The following is a 17,346-nucleotide window of genomic DNA, read 5'->3' on the forward strand; positions in this document are numbered from 1 at the left end:
TATGACCCGTTTCGACGGACTGGAGCCAGTATTCCGCTACTGGCTCCAGTCCTGTCCGACTGCAAGCCCATGAGAGGGTGCAATTTCAGCCGCCGAGGCTATTGAGAAGCGGACCTACCTTGTCCTCAGGAATACAGGTCGGGGTCGCACCGTTGGGCGCAACGAACTCGCTGTTCCGAATTTCGATCGGAAAGTAACAAGAGTTGACAGACGGCTTTCCTGCGGTAAAGGTCAGCGGCGCGGTCAGCCCATTGAGCGTCTCGCCCTTGAGGGCGTACAAGCCACGCTTGACGTCGACCGGCTTTGCGTTGGCGCCCAGGTTGCCCGCCTTCGCCGCAGCCTCGAACAGCTTGCCCGCATCCCACATGTAGGTGGTATTCGCACCGAACCGCGGGCTGTTGTAGACCTCGGGGGCGTACTTCTTCATTGCGTCGTGGTACTGCTGGATCGCTGGCAACTGGGTATAGAACCACGGCGCCACCAGCTCAAATCCGAACATGCCCTCGGTATTCTTGTCATCCACCCAATTGGGTGTGATCGTGCCATCGTCCGCGAACAATCTCGCTTGAACACCTTGCGCCCTGCAGGCGTCCAGCACGCGGATCGTAGTCTCGGGCGGAGCTCCCACCTCGAAGGCCTGTACACCGCTGTTCTTCATCTCGAGACACTGGGCGGTGAAATCCGGCGCATTGGCGGCAACCTTGTCCGACTGCACGCTCACCCCAGTCAATTTGCCAGCGGCTTGCGCCAGGGGCACCGCTTGGGCACATGCCGGCGCTTCGGCACAGTAGAGGAATCCGAATTTATCGAAGCCGTGATCGCGAACTTGCTGCATTGTCGCGTAGTTCCCAGCCACCAGATTGGTACCGATGTTGAAGAAGTTGGAGTCGGTGACGAACGGCGACACGATCGGCAGGCCTCCGATCACAGGAATGCCTCTGCTGTCTACATATGATGCCCAAGTGCCGCTGAAGTTGCTCGAGTCGCCCACGATAGCGATCACGTGATCCTTCTCCACGAGCTCGCGAACCATCGTGTTGGACGTCGTCGCGTTCGAGCCATCGTCCTTCATGATCATTTTGATCTTGTGGCCGTTGATCCCACCCGCATCGTTGACCGACTGAGCCCACGCCTCCATCGCCTTGCACGTACCGCCCAGCCCCGAAGCGAACGTTCCGCTGCAGTTGCCGATCCCGCCGATTGTCCAAACAGAGCCTGCACCGTCGGCTCCACCCCCACCCGAACCACAGGCCGCGATCCCCACCGACGCCAGCATGGCCGCCATCAGGGCCAAAATTCTTTTACTTCGCATGTGTGGCCCCTTTAGCTCACCGATGAGGATCAGGCTCGACCTGATTACAGGTAGTAAAGCCCGATCGGCCGAACAAGTCAATAATCTACCGATATCGGAAGGGTGAAGGCTGCCCCGAGGCAGGCCACAGCACGTTAGTTAGAACGCTGGATAGTTAGCTCATTGCAAACAATGCTCACATGAAACTGTTCCGACATGCATCAGAATCCGGTGGGCCGCATTTTGATGCCCCTCGCAGTCAAGGCCCCTTGCACAACACAACGCATGCGAACACTTCAACCGCAATCAGGAGGCTCGTTCCGGCAGCCCGAGAGTGACTCGGGCCGCCGGCGCCTCGACGCGGCGGAGTGCAGGAGCGATGTGCCCTCACTTCCGGCAAAACCCAGATCCGGTCGCAGAGCAATGACCGACCTTGCGGATCGAGCCACACTGGGTGCGTTTCGAGAACTGGGCCGTCAGGCGTCGATCGGGATGGCCCGGCCCTCGAGTTCCTCGATCGCCGACCACAGCGACTCGGGGACCGCGACCGGCGTGAACGTCTGTGTATTGATCGTCACCAGCACGACGGTGCCGACCGCGAGCACGCGTCCGTCATCGATACGGCGCAAGGTCTGTTCGAGCGTGAACCCCTTGCTCCGTCGGCCGATCGCGCGAATTTCGATGGCGACCTCGAGCCCAGGAAAGACCTCGCCGTCATAGCGCACCGAAATCGATCGGACGATCGGGCGAGCGGAAGAGTCGTCGGCGAACAGCTGGTCAGAGTTGTAGCCAAGGCCGCGAGTGAAGTACGACTGCCAAGCATCGTAGAGGAGTTGCGCAATCTCGATGTTGTCGAGGTGGCCCTCGTGTCGCGACGGTCCGGTCGTCAGAGTCTCTGCCCATGGCTCATTTTGTGACATTATTTAACTATATGACACATGATACTAATGTGCTAGCCCCGTGACGCGGATCGGGATCTGATCGCATGCGTCCGGCGGTGAACCTGAACTCCATTGTCCCCGTTAGTATCTCGCCTCTGCGCGTGCGCACCCGGAAGCGCGCCCAAGGCCATGCCCGGACAAGTTGTCAAGCGTTGACACGAGCGATCCGATCAACTATTCGGGCACGCGATATCGCGCCGACGCCCCCTTCCGAGGATCTCTGGAAGGGGGCGTCGGTGTACGACCGAACTCAGTTCTGCTGAGTGGTGTACTGCGTGATGAGGTCTTGTGAGAGTGGGAAGTTGAACAGTTGTTCGGCGTTGGCGTGAGTGATCTTGCGGGTGATCTCGGGGTCGAGGTCGTCGAAGAGTTCCTTGCACGCGGCCTGGGTGTTGGGCCAGGGGGAGTCGCAGTGGGGGTAGTCGCATTCCCACAGGATGTTGTCGACACCGTTGTAGTCGCGGGTGCTCAGGCCCCAGGGTTCCTCGATCATGCAGAAGTACATGCTGCGCTTGCAGATTTCACTGGGCAGTGTGTCGTCCATGTTCATCCAGTAGCGGTGCCGCAGCCATTGGCGGTCGGCCCGTTCCAGCGCGGCGGGCAGCCAGCCGATACCGCCCTCGGACCACACGTACTTGATGTCGGGGAACTTCCGCGGAACCGGGCTGCACATCATGTTGACCGCGTTGTACGCCGCGGAGGTGAACGCGGTCGCGATCGAGACCATCGGGTTGATCTCGGGGTCGAAGTCGACCTTCGCGCCCGAAGAACCAATATGCATGCACACCGGGATCCCGGCGTCCTGAACGGCAGCGAACAGCGGATCCCAGTGGTTGCCATGCAGACCCGGCTGGCCGAGCGCGGCCGGGTCCTCGACCCAGCACAACGCCTTGGAACCGAGCGCGGCCGTCCGCTCGACCTCGGCCGCGGCGAGCTTGGGATCCCACACCGGCACGATCGTCATCGGGACGAACATGTCCGGCGCCGCCGCGCACCACTCGTCCAGGATGAAGTCGTTCCACGCCCGAACACACGCCAGCGCGAGGTCCTTGTCCTTGAAAGCACCGAACTTACGCCCACCGAACCCCGGCAAGGTCGGAAACGCGACCGAGGCGAAGATCCCGTTCGAGAGCATGTCCCGACGGCGCTCCTGCGGCTTGTAACAACCCGGGATCATATCGGTGAAACGAGACGGCTCGGTCCCCCATTCCTGCGGCGGCTTCCCGGCCACAGCATTCAGGCCCATCGTGGTCTCACGAGTGCCGTCATACACCCAATACTCGCGACCATCCTCCTCCACAACATGAGGAATCGCATCACCGAACTTCTTGTCCACCCGCGACGTCCACACGTCAGCCGGCTCGACAATGTGATCATCGACGCTGAACAACGTATACATAATTCCGCCCTCCGGCGTTTCTCCAGATAGTTTTTTCTTGCGACTTACGCGGTACACACGGATGAACCCGCAAACACCCACTGGCATACAACAGACTCATCGCGCGCTCAATACCACCGAAAATTACCGCGGCCTTCGAGAGATCACGGGATAGGACCGACTCTCTTGTTCCCGTTCACTGGGTACGCGCGATCTCGAGAATCTCGACCACCGCCTCCCCATCGATCGGTCGCGGATTCCAAAGTATCGAACGGTCCTCCGAAACGTCTGCAACGATCTGATCGTAGTTTTCCGGGCCCAGACCGACCTGGTCCAAGCGTGTCGGAAGGCCGAGATCGGCGATGAACGAACGCACGGCGTCAGCACCCGACACACCGGCCGGTGCTCCGAAAATCGACGCGATCTCATCCAGCACGTCTCCGACGACTGCGTTGTTGTATGCCATTGCGGCCGGCAGCGTGACACATGAGGTGATGCCGTGCGGGATGCCGTACCTGGCACCGATCTGATGACCGACGGCGTGGCTGACCCCCACCCCGGCGTTGGTGATGGCGAATCCTCCCTGCCAGCTGGCGATCTGGCAGTACGTTCGAGCATCCAGATCCTCCGGATGCGACCGGGTGCGTCCGAGGTACTTGGCCAGGGTCGCGAGTCCGTCCTTGCAGACCGCCGTGACGAAGGGCTGCGCAGCTAGTGAGTAGCACGCCTCAACACAATGGTCGAGCGCCCTGATTCCGGTGGACAGCCACAAGTCCATCGGCGTGCTGCGCGTCAGCTCACTGTCCAGGATCACGCGCTGCGGAATGAGGGTGGAGTGGCTGAAGCCATCCTTGACGCCACGTTCCGCATCGGTTATTCCGAAGCCACTGGTGAATTCCGCAGCGGACAATGTGGTGGGCAGCGTCCAGTGCGGCACGGTCGATCCAGCGACTGTCGTGGGCCGCACCTCACCCTCGCTGGTGAAGGTGACCTTGTAATCGTCGATGGCGGCGCTGTCGGTGATGTTCTCGGCAATGGCCAAGCCGACGGCCTTGCCGAGGTCGGACACGCTGCCACCACCCAGGCTGACGATGGCGTCCACGCTGGCCGCCCTGGCCTGGCGGGCCACCTCGACCACGACCTCGCGTGGTACATGCTGGCGAGGCTGCGAGAACGTCAGCGCGCGACGTGACCCGATGAGGTCCTCGAGTTCCTTGCCGTGCGGCGTCTTCTCGTACAGAGAGTTCGAGACGAGAAGTAGCACTCGCTCGACGCCGGCCGCTTCCAGAGCCGCTGGTAGGGCCTGGCGGCTGCCGGGCCCATAGGTGATCTGATTCGGGCTGGTGTACGCGAACTCTCCACTGACGTTCACCGCGTCACCTCCTGTCACTGTTCAATGCTGGTAATCCCTGCCTATTTGGTTTGCGCGCAAACCCGCTGTCGGGTCGGGCGGCACGGCCGTCCGACCCGACATACCGTCAGTTGCTCTCGTCGAGCCCGCGCATCTCGGGAATACGATCTATGGCCGCCGCCACCACGGCATGATCGAGCTGGGCGGCGAGTTCGGTCGCGTCGGCGTCGGCCAACATCTCGGACAGGCGCGTGGTCAGGCACCTTCGCACCCACGGAAGCATTCGGCCGTTGGCCACACTGTCGTAGCGCACCCAGCGATTCTGCGGCTCCTCTCCTGGCGCGGTGCGATGGACATAGTGGTAGTGGGGATCCTCGTCGAAGCAATCGAACCGCAGATACTCGTGGCCCGACGCGGCTTCGATCACATGCACGGACAGACCACCGTCGTCGACCTGCGCCTCGTCGCCGGCCGCGAGACTCGCTTCCAACGCAGCCGAAGCATCAGGGTCGTCCTTATACGTCTCGCGGAGGGACTCGGTCGTGATATGCCGCAATTCGATGCCGACTTGGACAGGCCCGATATTGTAAAAAGTGGTGTTCTCCGGAGCCAGCGGCTCGGGCGCGATGTTGAATACGTGGCCGACTTTCATTCACTATCTCCTTCTCGAACCGGCCACCAGCGCCACCGTGGCCCAATTTCAGGATGTTTCGTGCCAATACCGACAGTCACCCGCGTAATCACCCCGCACTCCGCTGCGCGTCGATCGTCAGGTGTACGTAGCGGGAGGCCCACAGCCCGGCCGACTCGGCGTGATCAACGGCGATCGTTGCGCCGGTGATCGCGGAGGCACCATCGGATGCCAGCGTCACCAAGGTTTTGGCAACCTCTGAGGAATCATGAAGTGGCGCTCCAGGAACAGCCATAGCCTGAGCGTCGACCGGAGCGCCCGTAGCAGCCTTGGCCTGCGTCGTCCGATTCTGCTGGCCTGTTGCCGTGCCGCCCAGCAGAATCGTATTGGCACGAACGCCCTCGTCGAGGTACTCGACCGCGATGTGACGTGTGAGATGCGCCAGCGCGGCTTTGGACGTGGCATACACGGACATCCCGCTCACAGCAACCGCAGCGGTTGTGGAAGCGATGGTGAGAATGACCCCGCTTCCCTGTGCGCGCATCGGACCCAGCGCGTACTTGGCCAGGAAGAACGGACCCTTCACGTTGGTGTCGATGACCCGATCCCAGGTGGCCTCGTCTGTATCCTCGATCGTCATCAGAGGGGGCTCGGGCCGGACCGCAGCATTGCAGACGAGCACGTCGAGACGTCCGAATCGCTCGACAGTGGCTGCTACCAGCCGCTCACAGTCGGCTGTGCGCGAGACGTCAGCGGTCTCGAAAGCAAACCGTTCTGTACCCAACTCGGCCTCGAGCTTTGCGCCCTGGTCGGCACGGCGCGCCGTCCCAACGACGGAAGCCCCCGCCTCGACAAAAGCTGTCGCGACGGCGCGACCAAGGCCGGCCGAGACGCCGGTAATCAGGGCGGTCTTGCCCGCCAGTACTCCTTCTGTCGCGGTCATTGCGACTGCCCCTACCTCTTCGTCCGTCGACTCGCTGTGCATCTGCGCCAAGTCACACAACATGTCACTATATAAATAACCTAAATCTTACCCAAACATGTGTCAAGGGATCGCCAGAACGCCTCCATCGCGGCTATTGTCTTACTTGTTATACTGTATGCGCTGAATATCTTAGCGCCGCGCGCGGTCCGTGGCCCGACGTTCGGGGCCGCCCTTCGAGTCGCGACGTCTCGGTCGCGACATCTCGGCAGGCTCTTGCGGGACCCGACCCCAGCGAAGCGCCGATCCGTTCAAGTCTGTGGTCGCGAACCACAGGAGAGGAGAACAACGATGCCGGGTGCACTGAGCTGGCTGCGCGTGGTGGACTGTTCCGAGGGGCTCGCCGGCGCGTACGCCACCGGCATCCTCGCCGACCACGGCGCCGACGTCATCCGTGTCGAAGCGCCCGGCGGGGACCGGTATCGCGAACTGTTCGCCGTACCGTACGCGGCGCTGCACCGCGGCACGCGCAGCGTTGAACTCGACCCGCAGACCGACTCCGGCCGTGAGGAGCTGCTTCGGCTCCTCGGCTCGGCGGACGTATTCGTCCACAGCTGGGCCCCCGGTATCCCCGAATCCTATGGCCTCGGATATGAGGCTGTGCATGCCGCCGTGCCTCACCTGGTGTACGCCGCCATCACCGCATTCGGGCAGACCGGCAAGCACCATGACGTCGCCGCCTACGACTCCATCGTGCATGCGATCGTCGGCACGATGGGTGAGCAGGATGGCCACCGTGACGGCCCGATCTACGAGGCGCAGAACTTCGCGAGTCAGGGCGCCGGCTACCTCGCCGACCTCGCGATCCTTGCCGCCCTTTACCGCCGGCACATCGACGGCGCCGGTCGTTACGTCGACACCTCGCTCTACGACGGGGCGCTCGCCTACCTGATGATGACGTGGGGCGAGGTGGACGGCGACGAAGCCACCCCCATGTCCAAACGCGGCTTCAACCGACTCATCGTACGGACCTTCCGCTGCCAAGACGGCGAATACCTGGGCGTACACACAGGCGCCATCGGCGCGTGGGGACGCGCGATGAAGGTCTTCGGTCTGGACGGCAGAGTCGGGATCGACCCGAACGGTCGTGACATGGGCATACCGCTGACCGACGAGGAACAGAAGATCATGTCGACCGAGCTCTTCGACATCCTCGCCTCCAAGCCGCGCGACGAGTGGGCGCGGATCCTGCGCGATGCCGATGTCTGCGCGGTCGAGCACCTCCGGCCGGGCGAGGCGTTCGACACTGAGCAGGTTCGCTACAACGGCACCGTGACCACGGTCGACGATCCAGTCCTGGGTGAAGTCGAGCAGGTCGGCGTGATGATCCGACTCGATCGCACACCGGGCGAAGTTCGGGGTCCTGCGCCCCTGCCCGGCGCGCAGACCGCAGAAGTCCTCGGCGAGGTAGCCACAGCACCAATCGTGCCCTCGAGTAGCCCCGTCGACGCCGCGGTTCCGCTACTCGACGGTGTCAAGGTCCTCGATGTGGGGGCCTATTATGCGGGCCCCTGGTCTTCGCGGGTCCTCGCCGACCTCGGCGCCGACGTCGTCAAGCTGGAGACCGTGCAGGGCGACTCGTTGCGCGGCCTACGTCAGGTGTACCGCGCATGTCAGGCCGGCAAGCGCGTCATCTCGGCAGATCTCAAGGATCCGGACCTGGCACCGCTCCGCCGAGCTCTGATCGAATGGGCTGATGTGATCCAACACAACATGCGCCCAGGAGCTGCGGAACGTCTCGGTGTCGGCGTTGAACAGGTAAGGGTGATCAAGCCCGATACGGTCTATCAGCACGGGCCTGGCTGGGGTGCCGGCGGGCCTGACCGCCTTCGACAGAGCTTCGCTCCTCTGCTGTCGGGTTATGCGGGAATGACCTTCGAAGTTGCTGGGCAATTCAACGATCCCCTTCCTCCGATCGGCAACGAGGACCCTGGAGCCGGCCTACTGGGCGCCATCGGAATCCTGATGGCACTGTTGCACCGGCAACGTACCGGCGAGGGCCAGTTGGTCGAGACGCCGCAGGTGAGCGCCGCACTCGGACACATGTTGCACATCGCGCGGCGCACCACCGATCGCGAGGTCCTCGGCGCGAACCGCCTCGACCCCCTGCAGCTGGGCGTGTCGCCAACAGACCGCCTCTACGAGACATCGGATGGTTGGGTGGTCGTTGCGGCGAACACCGATGACGAACTCTCCGCACTCAGTGCCGCGACCGGCGTCGAGATCCTGGGTGACCAGCGATTCGGCACCATCGCGGGGCGCGCGGAGAACGATTACGAACTCGGCGACCTACTCGGCACGGTGATCCACGGGTGGACCACCGCGGAAGCGCTGGACAGGCTCGGCGCGGCGAGCGTACCCGCGGCCGAGCCGGCCCCGTACAACAACCGAGTATTTCTCACCGATCCCGACAATCTCGCCTCACGACGAGCAGCCGTCACTGAGCATTCCGACGGGAAGGTGCGGGAGATCGGCATTCTGTTCCGCGTTTCCGACACCACATTCCCGCCACACCGCATCGCGGCCGAACTGGGCGAGCACACCGAGCAGATCATGACGTGGGCCGGCTACACACCCGAACAGATCGTCGCCGCTGAAGCCCGCGGGTCCGTGCGATCACTCCACCGCGGTAACACAGCGAGCCCGGCCTGAGCGCAACAACGCTTCGATCGATTCGATCGACGAGCCGCCCACCCGGCGAGCCACATCCGTTCGCACAGCCCGTGCCTGTGACCAGCCGATCGGCAGACGAGCTGCCATCAGCCACATGCCATCCGTTTCTTCAGATCAGGAGCTTCCGTGACCCATTTGCGAGTCCATTTCGACCTCCGCGCGCCCGACTCCGGCATTCCGGCACCCGAGCTGTACCCGCTGGCGCTCGAGCAAGCCACCTGGCTCGATGATGCCGGTGCGACGTCGATCATGCTGTCCGAGCATCACGGATCCGCCGACCAGAACTGCCCTTCGCCCCTGGCCCTCGCGGCGGCGATCGGGGCCGTGACCAAGCGCTGCCGCATTCTGGTCTCGGCCCTTCTACTGCCTCTGCACGATCCCGTGCGCGTCGCCGAGGACGCCGCTGTCGCCGACCTCGTGAGCGGCGGGCGGCTTGATCTCGTCGCAGGGGTGGGCTATGTGCGTTCCGAATTCGAATTGTTCGGGCTCACCATCAAGGACCGCGCACGACTGCTCGAGGAGAAGCTCCCGCTGCTTCTCGAGGCCATGGAGACCGGCAAGGTGACGCGAGACGGCACAACCTACCAAGTCACCCCCCGGCCGGCACAGAAGCCGCGTCCCTCCGTACTCGTCGGCGGCTCTGTGGCTGCCTCGGCCAGGCGCGCGGCCCGCTTGGCCGACGGGTTCTTCCCCGCGGTCAGCGATCCGTCGATCATCGAGATCTACCGCGCGGAATGTGCTCGACTCGGGTATGAGCCCGGTCCGGTCCATCGGGGAGGGCGACCTCGGTTCGTCTTCGTCAGCGAAGATCCGGACCGGGCATGGCAGCATGTCGGTCCGGCCGCGCTCGGAGAGATCAACATTCACCGACGATGGACAGCCGACAGCCCGGCACAGAATTCTTACGGTGAGGGCGGTGCACTGACCGATTGGGAGGCCATCCGCGACGGTGGTCAGTACGCCGTACTCACCCCCGCGGAGTGCATCGCACTGGCCCGCGGGCTGGACGACGACATACCGCTCACGATCAAGCCATTGCTGGGCGGCGTGGATCCCGAGTTCAGCTGGGAATGCCTGAACGTGCTGAAGTCCCAGGTCCTGCCGCATCTGAACCTCGACCAACCCAAGCCGTTCGGCCGCATCCGCCCGCTGGACGTCGAGCAGGCATGACCTCGTCACCACAGGGCTTTAGTGGTAAAATTAACTAAATAATATCCCTATATGGGATCTTCTGAGGAGGCAACGTTGGTCAACCAGGCGCAGGACCGCTACGTCGTTATTTCCGCCGACGGTCACGCCGGCGCTGACATCCAGCACTACAAGCCCTATCTCGAGTCGAAGTGGCATGCCGAGTTCGACGAGTGGGCCAAGGCCTTCAATGACCCCTGGCTCGAGGTCGAAGACAGTGACCGCAAGTTCGGTGTCGCTTCCGGCGGTGCGGACTCCACGTTCAGCTGGGACAGCAGCGCACGCAACGAGGTGCTCGAAGCCGAAGGCATTGTCGGCGAGGTGATCTTCCCCAACACCGCTCCGCCGTTCTTTCCCAGCGGGATCCTGACCGCTGCCGCTCCCAAGACGCGCGAGGACTACGAACGGCGCTGGGCCGGACTCAAGGCGCACAACCGCTGGCTGGTCGACTTCTGCGGACAGCTCCCCGGCCGCCGTGCAGGGGTCGCCCAGGTGTTCCTCAACGATGTCGACGACACCGCCGAGGAGTTGCACTGGATCAAGGAGTCGGGGTTGACCGGTGGCATCATTCTGCCAGGCGACTCCCCCGACCACCTGGTTCCGCTGTATCTCCCGCGCTACAACCGAATCTGGGAACTCTGCGCGGAGTACGACATCCCCGTGCACCGCCACGCAAACGTGCCCGGACACTCCCCCACGCCAGAGTACGGCGTCGCGGCGCCGGCCATCGGCTTGATCGAGGCGCCCTTCTTCGCCAAGCGCGGACTGGCACACATGATTTTCAACGGAGTCTTCGAGCGGTATCCCAACCTCAAATACGTGACCACGGAGGACGGAGCCGGATGGGCACCCTCGTACCTGGCCGAACTGGACGCCCTGTATGAGGCCTCACACGTCACCGGGAGCATCGTCCATCACTTCGTCGGCGCTGCTGCCGAGGGCATGACCAAGAAGCCGAGCGAGTATTTCGCCTCGAATTGCTACCTCGGTGCGACGTTCCTCACCGGTCCGGAATGCGCCATGCGCGACCAGATCGGCGTCGACAAGATTATGTGGGGCTCGGACCTGCCACACCTCGAGGGCACGTATCCCTACAGTCTGGAGGCCATGCGGGCGGCGTTCGCGGGTGTGCCGGAAAGCGAAGTCCGGCGCATGCTTGCCGGTACGGCGGCGGAGGTTTACAACTTCGATCTCGACCTCCTGCAATCGGTCGCCAACAAGGTCGGCCCTACGGTCACTCAGATCAACGAGCCGCTGGTCGACCGCCCGAAGTTTCCCTCGGAGACAGTGACACCGCCACTGAGCATCGAGTCGATCCCCGGTTCGCAGTTCGCCCCGGCCTGAGCACCACGCCCGGGAACGCATGACCGACGACGGCTCCCATTCTCCGGGGCGAGGGTGGGCGCCGTCGTCACTACGAGGTTATGCGCGGCCCGGCCTATCGCGCTCGCAGGATGCACCCCCGTGCACGGCATCGCCCACTGGAGGAAAAGTGAGAGAGGTATTCGATCTCGTCATCCGCGGCGGAACAGTCCTGGACGGGACCGGAGCGGATCCTACGGTGGCGGATGTGGCCGTCGCCAACGGGCGCATCGTCGCGGTGGGGAAAGTCAGCGGGCGCGGTACCGAGGAGATCGACGCCCATGATCGCCTTGTTACGCCCGGCTTCGTCGACGTCCACACCCATTACGACGGTCAGGTCACCTGGGAGCAGACGCTCGGGCCCTCATCCGGGCATGGCGTCACGACGGTGGTGATGGGTAACTGCGGAGTCGGTTTCGCACCCGCTCGTGCGGAGCAGCGCGAGCTACTTGTCAGACTCATGGAAGGCGTCGAGGACATCCCCGATGTCGTCATGACCACCGGAGTGCCGTGGAACTGGGAAACTTTTCCGGACTACCTCGATGCACTGGACCGCCGCCACACCGACATCGACTTCGCCGCGCAGGTTCCCCATTCTCCGCTGCGCGTGTACGTGATGGGTCGGCGCGGCGCGGACCTCGAACCACCCACCGACGCCGACCTAAACGAGATGCGGCGCCTCACCGCCGAAGCGGTCCGAGCGGGCGCGGTCGGGGTGTCGACGTCACGCACGATGGCTCACCGTTTCAAGAGCGGCGAACTCGCGCCGTCGGTACCCACCGAGGAAACCGAAATACTGGCATTGGCCGACGGTCTGCGCGACGCCGGGACCGGCGTGTTCCAGTTGGTGCCGAACAACGAACTCGACCCGACTACGCAGTTGGCACTGTTGCGCCGGATCGCGGAACGTTCGGGTCGCCCCGTGTCGTTCACTCTCCTACAGGGGCCACAGTTTCCCGGAAGCTGGAGGGACATGCTGCGGGGCCTCGAGACCGCTCGGGACGACGGATACTCCATCCGGGGTCAAGTCCTGGCACGGCCGGTGGGCGCGTTGCTCGGCCTCGAGCTGTCACTTCACCCGTTCGCGCTGCATCCGAGCTTCCGGCCGTTGCGCGACTTGCCACTGCCCGACAAGGTACGAGCGATGCGCGATCCCGAGTTGCGCCGCCGCCTGATGGCCGAGCGCCCCGAGGACCCGAACCCCTTCTTCGAATTCGTGGTCTCGGATCACGAGTCGCTCTACGTTCTGGGCAATCCGCCCAACTACCATCCATCCGCTGACGACAGCATCTCAGCGAAGGCCCGGCGCGAGGGCCGCGACCCGCTCGAGCTCATCTACGAGGCGCTACTCGAACGCGACGGACAGGAAATTCTCTACCGGCCGATGGGCAATCGGGAAGGTGACCGGTTCGAGAGCGCCGGACGCAAGATGATCCCACACGAACTGACCGTCCTGGCCCTCGGCGACGGAGGGGCGCATTACTCGACGATCTGCGATGCGGCATACCCCACGTACTTCCTCACGCACTGGGTGCGCGACGCGCCCGCCGATCGCCGAATCGAGCTACCCCAAGCAATCAGGATGTTGACCACCGAGCCGGCGGCGGCAGTCGACCTGGGCGACCGGGGAGTAATTCGTCATGGCGCCAAGGCGGATCTGAACGTGATCGACCTGGATCGGCTCCACCTGCACGCCCCACAGCCCTCCTACGACCTGCCGGCTGGCGGGCGCCGACTCCAGCAGCGAGCCGACGGCTATAACGCAACAGTGGTGTCGGGCGTAGTGACCTACCTCGATGGCGAAGCGACTGGTGCGCTTCCCGGGCGCCTGGTCCGCGGAGCCCGGCGATCGAGTGCGGCGCCGTAGCCGAGGGCTTGCTCGTCCGAAGTGGCTGTCCCTTGCTGAGCCGGCTCGATATGTCAGGCAGCCACGAAAGACGATGCGCCGCTTCCGCGGTGCCGAGCCGATACAGCTGAATAAATCACTACCGCTCCCGGCTCGTCTCGGCGACGACGTCCGGCGGCGCCGACGATCGGAGATCGAATGAAGTTCGGGATGCAGCTCTTTCCGTGGGAACGTTGGCCGGACCTCCGGTCGATCGGCCCGGTCGTGCGAACCGCGGAGGAGGTCGGCTTCGACGGAGTGGCCTTCTCCGATCACATCGCCCCACCCAGGGCTTCAGAAGCAGTCACATCAGGTAAGTCTCGCCCCGAGATCTACGTTCTCGCAGCACATCTCGCCGCACTGACCGAGCGTATCCGGCTGGTTTTCTATGCCACAGTGGTGCCTTACCGGGGGGCTGTCCATCAGGCGAAGCTGGCGTCCACGCTCGATCAGGTGAGCAACGGGCGGTTCACGATGGTCGTGGGGGCCGGTTGGCTGGAGGCCGAGTTCGACGCGCTCCATGTCTCCTTCGCCGACCGAGGGGATATCACCGACGAGTATTGCCGGGCGATGATCACGCTCTGGACGCAGGAGGAGCCAACCTTCGCGGGCAAGCACGTACGGTTCGAGCCCGTCACGTTCGAGCCGAAATGCGTGCAGCGCCCGCACGTGCCGCTCTGGATCGCCGGGAGCGGCCGGCGGCCGATGCGCCGGCTCGTGGAGTTCGGCAGTGGGTGGGCCCCGATGGCCGGCGATGTGGCAACACTCGCGCGCCAGGTCGCCGAGGCGAAGGATGCCGTGCGCGCAGCGGGACGCGACGCGGAGGAACTCGACTTCGCCTTCGGCATCTCCTTCGGAGAGCCGGACCGGCTGGTGGAGAAGGCATCCGAGCACGTCGGGGAGTCGAAAACAGAACGCCTGGCCGGTTCGCGGGACCAGATCGTGGACCTCGTCGGGCGTTACCAGGAGGCGGGGTTCACCTACCTCAGCATGTCCTCCGCCTGGGACAAGCCCTCCGATCTGCAGCGAAGGCTCGAGTGGTTCGCAGAAAACGTGATACCTCAATTCCGGTAGCCGGACGAAGGCCGTCGCGATCCGCCACAGATCGCCGCGGTGATGACCGAAACAACCCAACCAACAAGGCAGGCAGGACAGATGATCCGCGAGTCGTCACCGACGAATCCGATTTCCAGGTCGGCGGCACAATGAGCCGAGAAGCTACCGCAGCCTGGTTCTCGTTCACACAGGTATTCGACGGCCATCACGTCGAGTTCGATCGTTGGCACGCCCTCGACCATATGCCCGAGCAGTTCGGAATCGAAGGAGTTGTCGGCGCCCGGCGTTGGACAGCGGACCGAGGTCTCGAGGCTGCGGGCAGCGACGACGACCTCACCGCCACACATCACGCCCACATGTACTTACTCGCAGATCCCTTCCGGCGCACGCTCGAAGAGATGACCATGCTGGCCAGCCGGCTGGCCGAAGCGGGTCGTTGGTTCGATGCCCGCCGCGGACTGCTCCACGCTCCGTTCCATGTGACCGGGAAGTGGGTATCCCCGGACATTCCAGTGCGTCCCGTCGTCCTTCCATACCGCCCTGACCGAGGCGCACACATCGTCGTGCTCGACTCGGACCACTCCGCGACCATGGCGTCCGCCCTCGCGCAAGTACCCGGAGTCGCAGGCTGCTGGTCGTTCGAGAGCATGTCCGATGCTGAGCTTCCACCGGGTTTCCCGGCCGCTCCCGCAGGAACCGGCATCGTCGTCGCCTGGCTCGACGAAGATCCCGCAGAGATCGCGGAACTGTTGAATCACGCAGTGACGACTCCCGTCCGCTACGCGCGCACGCTTCGCCCGGCACACGCCTACCAGGGTTGACCAGGGCCGGCAAGGCCGATGTTCTGCAGCCGTCGCTGGCGAGATCCTGACCGTGGGACTGAACTCGGGCCTTTGTGCCCGAAGGGGTCGGCACGGCCGGACCACACCCTGGCCCAGATTCTTGCGGCTTGCAGGGCCGATCGGGGGCATTCGGGAGACAAACCCGAATGCCCCCGATCATCCATCGACGCGCACACCAACCCGGACCGCTTGCACACACCAGCAACGAGAGGCAGATGCGGCGGCTCACACGCGGTTAGGACAGCGGGATATAGACATTCTTGTGGTGAACGTAGTCCTCGATGGCGGCGCGGCCGCCCTCTCGGCCGAAGCCACTCGACTTGGTACCGCCGAAGGGCGCCGACGCGGTCATCGGTGCGAAGGAATTGACCGCGACCCAACCCACCTCGAGTTCGTCGGCCATTCTGTGTGCCCGGACCAGATCGGTGGTGTGAACGTAGGCAGCAAGACCGTAACTGGTGTCGTTTGCCATTTCTACGGCCTGCTCCGCGGAGTCGAACCGGGTGGCCGCGAGAACCGGGCCGAAGACTTCTTTCTGCGCCAGCGAACTGGCGTTGTCCACGTCGGCCAGCACAGTCGGACGAACGAACGACCCCGAGGCCAGCTCACCATCGAGGCGGTCGCCACCTGTTACCAGCCTGGCCTCACCCTTCGCCTGGTTCACCACCGCCAGAATCCGCTCAGCGGCGGCATTGTCGATGACCGGGCCCATCGTTACCCCGGGATCCAGGGGGTCTCCGATGCGCGCCGATTGAGCGACCGCCTGTACGCGTTCGAGCACTTCGTCGTACACCGAGGACTCGATCATCAGCCTGGTGGGGAAGAAGCAGCCCTGTCCCGCCCCGGCGATCGTGCTCATGAACGCGGCCATTTGTGCAGCTGCGTCCAGATCGGCATCCGCGAAAACGATATTGGCCGACTTGCCGCCGAGCTCCAGGGTGACAGGCGTTTGGGTCTCCGCGGAGAGTGCCATCACACTCGTCGCCACCTGTGGACTACCGGTGAACGACACTTTGCGTACGTCTGGATGCCGGATGATGGCCTCAGACGTATGGCGATCACCGGACAGCACGCTGAGTACGCCTTCAGGCAAGCCCGCTTCCAGACAGAGTTCGGCCAGTCGCATCACCCCGAACGGCCCGAGCTCCGGCGAGCGCATAACGACACAGTTCCCCGCCGCCAGGGCCGGAGCGAGTTTCATCGACGCATTGATGATCGGTCCGTTCCAGGTGATCAGCGCGCCTACCACCCCATACGGCTCGTAACGGACATAGTCCAGAGCCTGCGCGGGGTAGGCGCTGATCAACTCGCCCTCGAACTTATCGGACCAGCCGGCGTAGTACTCGAACAGGTCGATGGCCTGCTCGAAGTAGCCCGGGAAAACCGGAGTGCCGGTTTCGAGGGCGACCAACTGGGTGAGCTCGTCCGCATGAGCGCGCAATTGCTCTGCGATCCGCCAGAGAATGCGGCGACGCTGGTCCGCACCCAGCCGCTTCCACGAGGGAAAGGCGCGGCGTCCCGCGGCCACGGCACGGTCCACCTCGTCGGGTCCCGCTAGCGGAAAACTCCCCAAGACTTCTCCGGTAGTCGGATCGACTCGGTCCATGGTTCCACGCGACGTACGGGTGATCCGCTCGGAGCCGATATACAGCGCCGGTTCCGGAAGCACGCGGGCTGCGAGTTCCGCGTGGCGGTCGATGATGGTCATGCAAGCAACTCCTGTTGTCATACGGGTGTTTCATACGAAGAAAACGCGGTCGATACAG

Annotated in this window: 13 protein-coding genes; 6 read left to right on the top strand and 7 right to left on the bottom strand. The window is 63.8% G+C overall.

The genetic code is table 11. From position 1 onward, the window contains the following. Positions 1–85 precede the first annotated feature (85 nt). From K7711_RS41210 to K7711_RS41235, 6 genes are all read right to left on the bottom strand, one after another. Entirely contained in the window at positions 86–1,285 is a 1,200-nt protein-coding gene (locus K7711_RS41210; RefSeq protein ID WP_222977511.1) for an ABC transporter substrate-binding protein, read from the bottom strand. A gap of 482 nt (positions 1,286–1,767) precedes the next feature. Beyond that, positions 1,768–2,211 (bottom strand): acyl-CoA thioesterase, encoded by a 444-nt coding sequence (locus K7711_RS41215; RefSeq protein ID WP_222977512.1) that lies wholly within the window; start codon positions 2,209–2,211, stop codon positions 1,768–1,770. Positions 2,212–2,482: 271 nt separating this feature from the next. Continuing rightward, on the bottom strand, positions 2,483–3,568 hold the full coding sequence (locus tag K7711_RS41220; RefSeq protein ID WP_308015183.1) for an amidohydrolase family protein: 1,086 nt from the start codon (positions 3,566–3,568) through the stop codon (positions 2,483–2,485). Between the two features lie 238 nt (positions 3,569–3,806). Beyond that, the gene (locus tag K7711_RS41225; protein WP_308015184.1) at positions 3,807–5,000 is read right to left on the bottom strand and encodes an iron-containing alcohol dehydrogenase; all 1,194 of its coding nucleotides are present in this window, start codon (positions 4,998–5,000) and stop codon (positions 3,807–3,809) included. Positions 5,001–5,088: 88 nt separating this feature from the next. Continuing rightward, the gene (locus K7711_RS41230) at positions 5,089–5,613 is read right to left on the bottom strand and encodes a DUF7700 domain-containing protein (protein ID WP_222977515.1); all 525 of its coding nucleotides are present in this window, start codon (positions 5,611–5,613) and stop codon (positions 5,089–5,091) included. Between the two features lie 88 nt (positions 5,614–5,701). Next, a complete protein-coding gene (locus K7711_RS41235) occupies positions 5,702–6,535 on the bottom strand; it encodes an SDR family NAD(P)-dependent oxidoreductase (RefSeq protein WP_222977516.1) in 834 nt (277 codons plus the stop codon). A 99-nt stretch (positions 6,536–6,634) separates the two neighbouring features. On the opposite strand from K7711_RS41235, the gene K7711_RS41240 reads away from it, so the two are divergent. The 6 genes from K7711_RS41240 (at position 6,635) to K7711_RS41265 (ending at position 15,559) form a co-directional block, all read left to right on the top strand. Continuing rightward, complete coding sequence (locus tag K7711_RS41240) at positions 6,635–9,226, top strand: CaiB/BaiF CoA transferase family protein (RefSeq protein WP_308015185.1); 2,592 nt, start codon at positions 6,635–6,637, stop codon at positions 9,224–9,226. 147 nt (positions 9,227–9,373) lie between these two features. After that, positions 9,374–10,417 carry an LLM class flavin-dependent oxidoreductase gene (locus K7711_RS41245; RefSeq protein WP_222977517.1) on the top strand — a complete coding sequence of 348 codons (1,044 nt, stop codon included), beginning with the start codon at positions 9,374–9,376 and terminating at the stop codon, positions 10,415–10,417. A 51-nt stretch (positions 10,418–10,468) separates the two neighbouring features. After that, on the top strand, positions 10,469–11,779 hold the full coding sequence (locus tag K7711_RS41250) for an amidohydrolase family protein (protein ID WP_222977519.1): 1,311 nt from the start codon (positions 10,469–10,471) through the stop codon (positions 11,777–11,779). 148 nt (positions 11,780–11,927) lie between these two features. Next, entirely contained in the window at positions 11,928–13,664 is a 1,737-nt protein-coding gene (locus K7711_RS41255) for an N-acyl-D-amino-acid deacylase family protein (protein ID WP_308015186.1), read from the top strand. 177 nt (positions 13,665–13,841) lie between these two features. Then, complete coding sequence (locus K7711_RS41260) at positions 13,842–14,756, top strand: TIGR03619 family F420-dependent LLM class oxidoreductase (RefSeq protein ID WP_222977521.1); 915 nt, start codon at positions 13,842–13,844, stop codon at positions 14,754–14,756. Between the two features lie 131 nt (positions 14,757–14,887). After that, positions 14,888–15,559, top strand: a complete 672-nt coding sequence (locus tag K7711_RS41265; RefSeq protein WP_222977522.1) for a hypothetical protein — start codon at positions 14,888–14,890, stop codon at positions 15,557–15,559. A gap of 256 nt (positions 15,560–15,815) precedes the next feature. Here the strand turns inward: K7711_RS41265 and K7711_RS41270 are convergent, their stop codons facing one another. After that, positions 15,816–17,288, bottom strand: coding sequence for an aldehyde dehydrogenase family protein (locus tag K7711_RS41270; protein WP_222977523.1), 1,473 nt, complete (start codon positions 17,286–17,288; stop codon positions 15,816–15,818). Positions 17,289–17,346: the final 58 nt, after the last annotated feature.

The sequence above is a fragment of the Nocardia coffeae genome (assembly GCF_019890715.1).
In the GTDB taxonomy this organism is placed as follows: Bacteria; Actinomycetota; Actinomycetes; order Mycobacteriales; family Mycobacteriaceae; genus Nocardia; species Nocardia jiangxiensis.